A 6,408-nucleotide genomic window follows, 5' to 3' on the forward strand; every position below is an offset into this window, starting at 1 on the left:
TATAGCTAACGAAATATTCATTGTCATTATGAGTAACGACGAAACAGTTCGTCTACATCGCATCGCTCACGGCGACGTATGTTTTTTACCTGCGCCCATTTGTGTTCTATGGGGTTAAGATCAGGACTATAAACAGGGAGAAACTCAACAATCATTTCCGCCTGCTCAATAGAGTCGATAATGTCGCTTCATTTGTGGAAGCCGGCATTATCCATAACGATAACGCCGCCTTTTCTAATTTTGGGTAGCAGCTCATAGCACAACCATTCGTGAAAAGTGTCTGCATTGATACTGCCTGAAAACAGCATTACTGTAAGCAGGCAGGATTTCAGTGATGCGTCAATGGCATTAAGCCTTCCTTTTTCGTGCCGATTCCTAGTTCCATAACACCTATCGCCCTTTTACTATAGCCGGAGAAGTGAAAAAGTAGTACAAGGCGGCGAGCCGCAGACAGTACAAGAGCGTACGGCAAGGTGAGCCAACGCGGTAATACCTTTTCAATTCTTTGACTATATAGCCATGCAGGCGGGGCATATCCACAGCAAATCCGCTTTCATCGATATAAATGATATCCCTTCCGGCGTGTTCGTAGCGTGCAATGGTTTCTTTAAATGCATTTCGCGCCGTTTCATCTGCTTTCGGGTGAATTGCTGTTTTTACGGGTGATGCCCATACGCTTGAGTGCGGCTCTTATCCCACCTTCGGTTACACCAAAGAGCTCTGCTCTCTCAAAATGATAGGCATCGGGATATTGTCCACATGTCGAGCTAACCGCTCTTCATCTATCTTATGCGGACGCTTGTTATGTTTTGTTTTAGGCTCTATCCGTTGTTGCCAACGAAAGAGGATACGCATCGATACGGCAAAGCGTTTTGATGTTTCTTCGAAGCTAAGTTTCTCGCGCTCTTTTATTTCGAATACCCTGCGACGAAAATCCAGTGAATGCTTCATGCGACCTCCCGAAAGTGAATTACCGAGTTGGATTATGCTATAAAAAATCTTGTTAGCTATATAGTTAAAGAATATATTGCCGTTTAATTCGATATAGTAAATTCATGGCAAAATTATACATATAAAAATACCAAGCTTTATTATTGTTCAGACTAATATACAAAAACTATGTCTTTCTTTGAGCTGAATTAACTATAATTTTATCGTGCAGCGAATCGCTGCCTTCCCTTATTTATCTGAAGCCATGGCATAAATTCTTATAAGTACATGAGAAAATATGCCATAATGCTGTTTTTTTCAATGAACAAGAGGAGAAAAGATGAGTAAAAACACAATTATCTACACCCACACCGATGAAGCCCCAGCTTTGGCCACCCAATCGTTTTTGCCGATTATCCGCGCGTTCGGCAAACAGGCCGATGTGGCGTTTGAATTGGCCGATATTTCTCTGGCCGGCCGCATCTTGGCGGTTTTCCCCGATTTCTTGCAAGAAAATCAACGCATTCCTGATGCTTTGGCGCAATTAGGCGAATACGTTTTGAAGCCTGAAGCCAATGTGATTAAATTGCCCAATATTTCTGCGTCCATGCCGCAATTGAACGCAGCAATTGCCGAATTGCAATCAAAAGGTTATGCCGTACCCAATTATCCTGCCAATCCGCAAAACGATGAAGAAAAAGACATTCAAGCACGTTATGACCGCATCAAAGGCAGCGCGGTAAACCCTGTTTTGCGCGAAGGCAACTCCGACCGCCGTGCCCCCAAAGCCGTGAAAAATTTCGCCAAAAAATACCCGCACAGCATGGGCGATTGGCGTGCGGACAGCCAATCTCATGTATCTACCATGTCAAGCGGTGATTTTTTCTATAACGAACAATCGGTTACTGTAGATAATCCCACCACTGTGAAAATCGTGTTTACCAATGCTTCAGGCAGCCAAACCGAATTGCGTAAACCTTTGAATTTGAAAGCTGGCGAAATCATTGATGCCACATTCATGAGCAAAAAAGCTTTGGTGCAATTTTTGCAAAAGCAAGTGGCTGATGCCAAAGCGAAAAATGTGTTGTTCTCATTGCACATGAAAGCGACCATGATGAAAGTATCCGACCCGATTATTTTCGGACACGCGGTTAAAGTGTTCTTCGCGCCCGTGTTTGAACAATTCGGCGACAAACTGGCTGAAATCGGCGTGAACGTGAACAATGGTTTCGGTAATTTGTTGGCAAATTTGGAAAAATTGGACGAAAACACCCGCGCCCAAGTTCAGGCTGCCATTGATGCGGCGTTTGCCCAAGCGCCCAGCTTGGCGATGGTGGACAGCGACAAAGGCATCACCAATTTGCACGTGCCCAGCGATGTGATTGTGGACGCGTCCATGCCCGCCATGATTCGCAATTCAGGCAGAATGTGGGACAAAGAAGGCAAAGCGGTGGACACCAAAGCCGTGATTCCCGACAGCTCTTACGCAGGCATTTACACCGCCGCCATCAATTTCTGCAAAGAAAACGGCGCATTTGACCCGACCACCATGGGTTCTGTGCCGAACGTGGGCTTGATGGCGCAAAAAGCCGAAGAATACGGTTCGCACGACAAAACCTTTGAAATTGCGGAAGCAGGCAAAGTGGAAATCATTGACGAAAACGGCAAGGTTTTGACTTCGCACAATGTGGAAGCAGGCGACATTTGGCGCGCTTGCCAAACCAAAGATGCGCCGATTAAAGATTGGGTGCAACTGGCGGTAAACCGTGCGCGTTTGAGCAACACCCCAGCCATTTTCTGGTTGGACGAAAACCGCGCCCACGATGCCGAACTCATTAAAAAAGTCAAAACTTATTTGGCGGATTTGGATACCAATGGTTTAGATATTCAAATTCTTGCGCCCGAACAAGCGTGTTTAGCCAGCCTGAAACGCATGAAAGACGGCTTGGATACCATTTCCGTAACAGGCAATGTTTTGCGCGATTACAACACCGATTTGTTCCCGATTTTGGAATTGGGCACCAGCGCGAAAATGTTGTCCATCGTGCCATTGATGAACGGCGGTGGTATGTTTGAAACAGGCGCAGGCGGCAGCGCACCGAAACACGTGCAACAATTCAACGAAGAAAACCATTTGCGTTGGGATTCTTTGGGCGAATTTTTGGCCTTGGCGGTGTCTTTGGAACATTTGGCGCAAAAAACAGGCAATGCCAAAGCGCAACTATTGGCAGACACATTGGACGCAGCCACCGAGCAATTGTTGCTGAACGACAAATCGCCCAAACGCAAAGCAGGCGAATTGGACAATCGCGGCAGCCATTTCTACATTGCCCTGTACTGGGCGCAAGCCTTGGCAGCGCAAGACAAAGATGCTGAATTGAAAGCAACTTTTGCACCTGTTGCCGAAAAATTGGCAGCGCAAGAAAGCGGCATTTTGGCGGAATTGGCAAGCGGTGCAGGAAAAGCAGTGGACATCGGCGGTTACTATTTTGCCGATGCCAAGCAAGTTGCCCAAGCCATGCGCCCAAGTGCCACGTTGAATGCCGTCATCGACGCGCTTTAAATCCGCTCAAACCTCGCAAGCAGCCTGCATTCAGGCTGCTTTACTTTATTCCGAACGAAAGAAACGCCATGCCGCAAATCCAATGCCCCCACTGCCACACCGCTTTTACCATTGACGAAAGCGGCTACAACCACATCGCCGCGCAAATCCGCAATCAGGAATTTCAAGCCGAAGTGCAGCAAGCCCTTGTCCGCGAACAGCAGCGCCATCAAGAGCAATTGCAGTTGAGTCAAGAACGCGCCCAAAGCGGCTTCGCGCAAACGCTCGCCGATAAAAATCAGGAATTGGCGGTCTTGCAAGAACAATTGAAACAACTCAGCGCGCAACTTGCCGCCACTCAGCAGCAGCAAGCCTTGGCGGTCGAACAGGCGCAGCAGCGCCAACAACTGCACATTCAGGAACTGCAAGCCAAACTCGCCCAAGCCGAAAGCGAAAAAAACCTCGTCCGCAAAGATGCCGAACAGCAAATGCAGATGCAACTCAATGAAAAAGAACGGCAAATCTGGGCATTGCAAAGCCAGCAGCAAAATGCCGCCGCCGAACGTCAACAAGCCCTGCTGGCATTGGAAAACCGCCTGCAACTGCAAGAAAAAGAACACGAACTCGCCCAAAGCAGCCTGAAAGAACGCCACCGCGATGCGCTGCTGCAAAAAGACCAAGAAATCGCCTTTTACAAAGACTTCAAAGCCCGCCAATCCACCAAAATGATCGGCGAAAGCCTCGAACAGCATTGCGAAACCGAATTCAACAAACTGCGCAGTACCGCCTTTCCGCTCGCCCAATTCGGCAAAGACAACGATGCACGCTCGGGCAGCAAAGGCGACTACATCTACCGCGAATACGACAGCGAGGGCATCGAAATCGTCTCCATCATGTTTGAAATGAAAAACGAAAACGACGCAACCGCCAGCAAAAAGAAAAACGAACACTTCTTCAAAGAATTGGACAAAGACCGGCGCGAGAAAAACTGCGAATACGCCGTCCTCGTCTCCCTGCTCGAAGCCGACAGCGAACTGTATAACAGCGGCATCGTCGATGTTTCCTACGCCTATCCGAAAATGTACGTCGTGCGCCCGCAATTCTTCATTCCCATCATCACCCTGCTGCGCAACGCCGCCGCCAATGCCCTGCAATACAAACGCGAAGCCGCGCAAATGCGCAGTCAAAACATCGACATCAGCAATTTTGAAAACGATTTGAACGACTTTAAAACCGCCTTCGCCCGCAACTACGACCTCGCCAGCCGCAAATTCCAAACCGCGATTGAGGAAATCGATAAAACCATCACCCATCTGCAAAAAACCAAAGACGCGCTGCTTTCTTCCGAAAACAATCTACGTTTAGCGAACAACAAAGCAGAAGAATTGAGTGTGAAAAAACTGGTGCGCAAAAACCCGACCATGAAAGCCAAGTTTGCGGCATTGGCGCAGCTGCAAGAGGTGGAAGAGGATGAAGAATTGTCATGACCCGAATTAACCTCGTGCCGCCCGAAGAATTATGCGATCAGCATTTGCTGGCGGAGCATCGTGAGCTGACGCGGATTCCCAATGCGGTGGCGCGCGGCAAATTCAGTCTCAAAGGGCAGCCCGAGGATTACAAACTTGGCGAAGGGCATGTGCGCTTTTTCTTCAATAAACTCGGCTTTTTGCACAAACGATACGCCGCCTTGCATGCCGAATGTCTGGCGCGCGGTTTCAAGGTGCAGGATTTTTGGCCGCAAGATTTACCGTCGCAGGCGGATTTATGGCAGGACTATGTGCCGACCGATGCCGCATTAGCCGCCAATCGCGCCAGAATCCGCGAGCGTATGCCGGTGCAAGCGCGCTTTACACCGCATAGGAACAGCGATTGACGGATGTTGTCCTATTAAGCGCGCTGGCATTATCCGCCTTTACTTCCGCCACCATTTTGCCCGGTACCTCCGATGCCGCCTTCGCCGCTTTGCTGTGGCAAAAGCCTGAATTGGCTTGGGCGGCATTGCTGATTGCGGGCGCGTTCAATAGTCTGGGTTCCATCACTTCTTATGCCCTCGGACGCATCGCCGCCCGTCATTACCGCGCGCGGATTTCGCCTAAGGCATTGGCTGTGTTAAAACGCCACGGCGCTAATCTGCTGTTTTTCTCATGGCTGCCGGTAATTGGCGATGCCTTGCCGCTTGCCGCAGGCTATTTGCGCCTGTCTGTATGGCATTGCGTCTTGGCGATTACGGCGGGCAAGTTTCTGCGCTACGGCATTATAATGACGGCTGTTTATTAGTGCGGCAGGCTGAGGAGGAGAAATGCTGGGAGCGGCAATCGGCGATATTGTGGGTTCGCGTTTTGAATCGCGCAATTATCAAGCGACGGATTTTGAATTGTTTACCGCGCGTTCATGCCATACCGATGATACGGTATGCACGGCGGCTGTTGCGGATTGGGTCAATCGCGCTTGCCAAGCGGATTTGGCGCAGCTGTTGCAGAATTGGTGTCGGCGCTATCGTAATAGTGGCTACGGCAAAATGTTTCATCGCTGGATATATGCGGAGAATCCGCAGCCTGAAACCTTTGCAAAACCCCAAAGCCATGCAAGCGGTTTGCACGCGCTTTGGGGTTTTCAACAAAAATGGCATTATGTGCCCAAATTTTACCCATTCATCCTGATTAAACAGCCCATTTCAAGCTGCTTACCGCCTTTTTAGGCAGCAATAGGCACAATTAGCCTTAACTTATTGGCTGCTTTCAACAAATTCAAACACATCACTTTCAACACCATTTGCCCTTTGACTTTTTCCAAACCGGGCAAAGGGACATTTTAGGTGCTGTTTTCGAGTTCTTTAGCCCTAAGGGACAAAATAGGTGCTATCTAGCGTTTTTTAAGCAAAATAATCTTTTATAAACTTAACCTTATTCTCCTTTCCCATGCCGCAATGACAAGCT

At 48.7% G+C, this 6,408-nt stretch carries 5 protein-coding genes and 2 pseudogenes; 5 read left to right on the forward strand and 2 right to left on the reverse strand.

Features of this window, described 5'->3' with window-relative positions:
* Positions 1-26: 26 nt before the first annotated feature.
* Together ACJHVI_RS07660 and ACJHVI_RS07665 are read right to left on the reverse strand one after the other, a co-directional pair.
* Positions 27-344 (reverse strand): annotated as a pseudogene (locus tag ACJHVI_RS07660) (transposase).
* A gap of 284 nt (positions 345-628) precedes the next feature.
* Positions 629-951: pseudogene (locus ACJHVI_RS07665) on the reverse strand (IS630 transposase-related protein).
* Positions 952-1,270: 319 nt separating this feature from the next.
* Here ACJHVI_RS07665 and ACJHVI_RS07670 point away from each other — a divergent pair.
* The 5 genes from ACJHVI_RS07670 (at position 1,271) to ACJHVI_RS07690 (ending at position 6,170) form a co-directional block, all read left to right on the forward strand.
* A complete protein-coding gene (locus ACJHVI_RS07670; protein ID WP_483184170.1) occupies positions 1,271-3,493 on the forward strand; it encodes an NADP-dependent isocitrate dehydrogenase in 2,223 nt (740 codons plus the stop codon).
* Positions 3,494-3,561: 68 nt separating this feature from the next.
* Entirely contained in the window at positions 3,562-4,959 is a 1,398-nt protein-coding gene (locus ACJHVI_RS07675) for a DUF2130 domain-containing protein (protein ID WP_483184171.1), read from the forward strand.
* Entirely contained in the window at positions 4,956-5,345 is a 390-nt protein-coding gene (locus tag ACJHVI_RS07680) for a pyrimidine dimer DNA glycosylase/endonuclease V (protein ID WP_483184172.1), read from the forward strand. Before ACJHVI_RS07675 ends, ACJHVI_RS07680 begins: the two co-directional genes overlap by 4 nt.
* On the forward strand, positions 5,342-5,749 hold the full coding sequence (locus ACJHVI_RS07685) for a YqaA family protein (RefSeq protein WP_483184173.1): 408 nt from the start codon (positions 5,342-5,344) through the stop codon (positions 5,747-5,749). Before ACJHVI_RS07680 ends, ACJHVI_RS07685 begins: the two co-directional genes overlap by 4 nt.
* A 22-nt stretch (positions 5,750-5,771) precedes the next feature.
* Positions 5,772-6,170: a hypothetical protein gene (locus ACJHVI_RS07690; RefSeq protein ID WP_483184174.1), complete on the forward strand. Its 399-nt coding sequence runs from the start codon at positions 5,772-5,774 to the stop codon at positions 6,168-6,170.
* Positions 6,171-6,408 lie beyond the last annotated feature (238 nt).

Source organism: Suttonella sp., assembly GCF_056855035.1.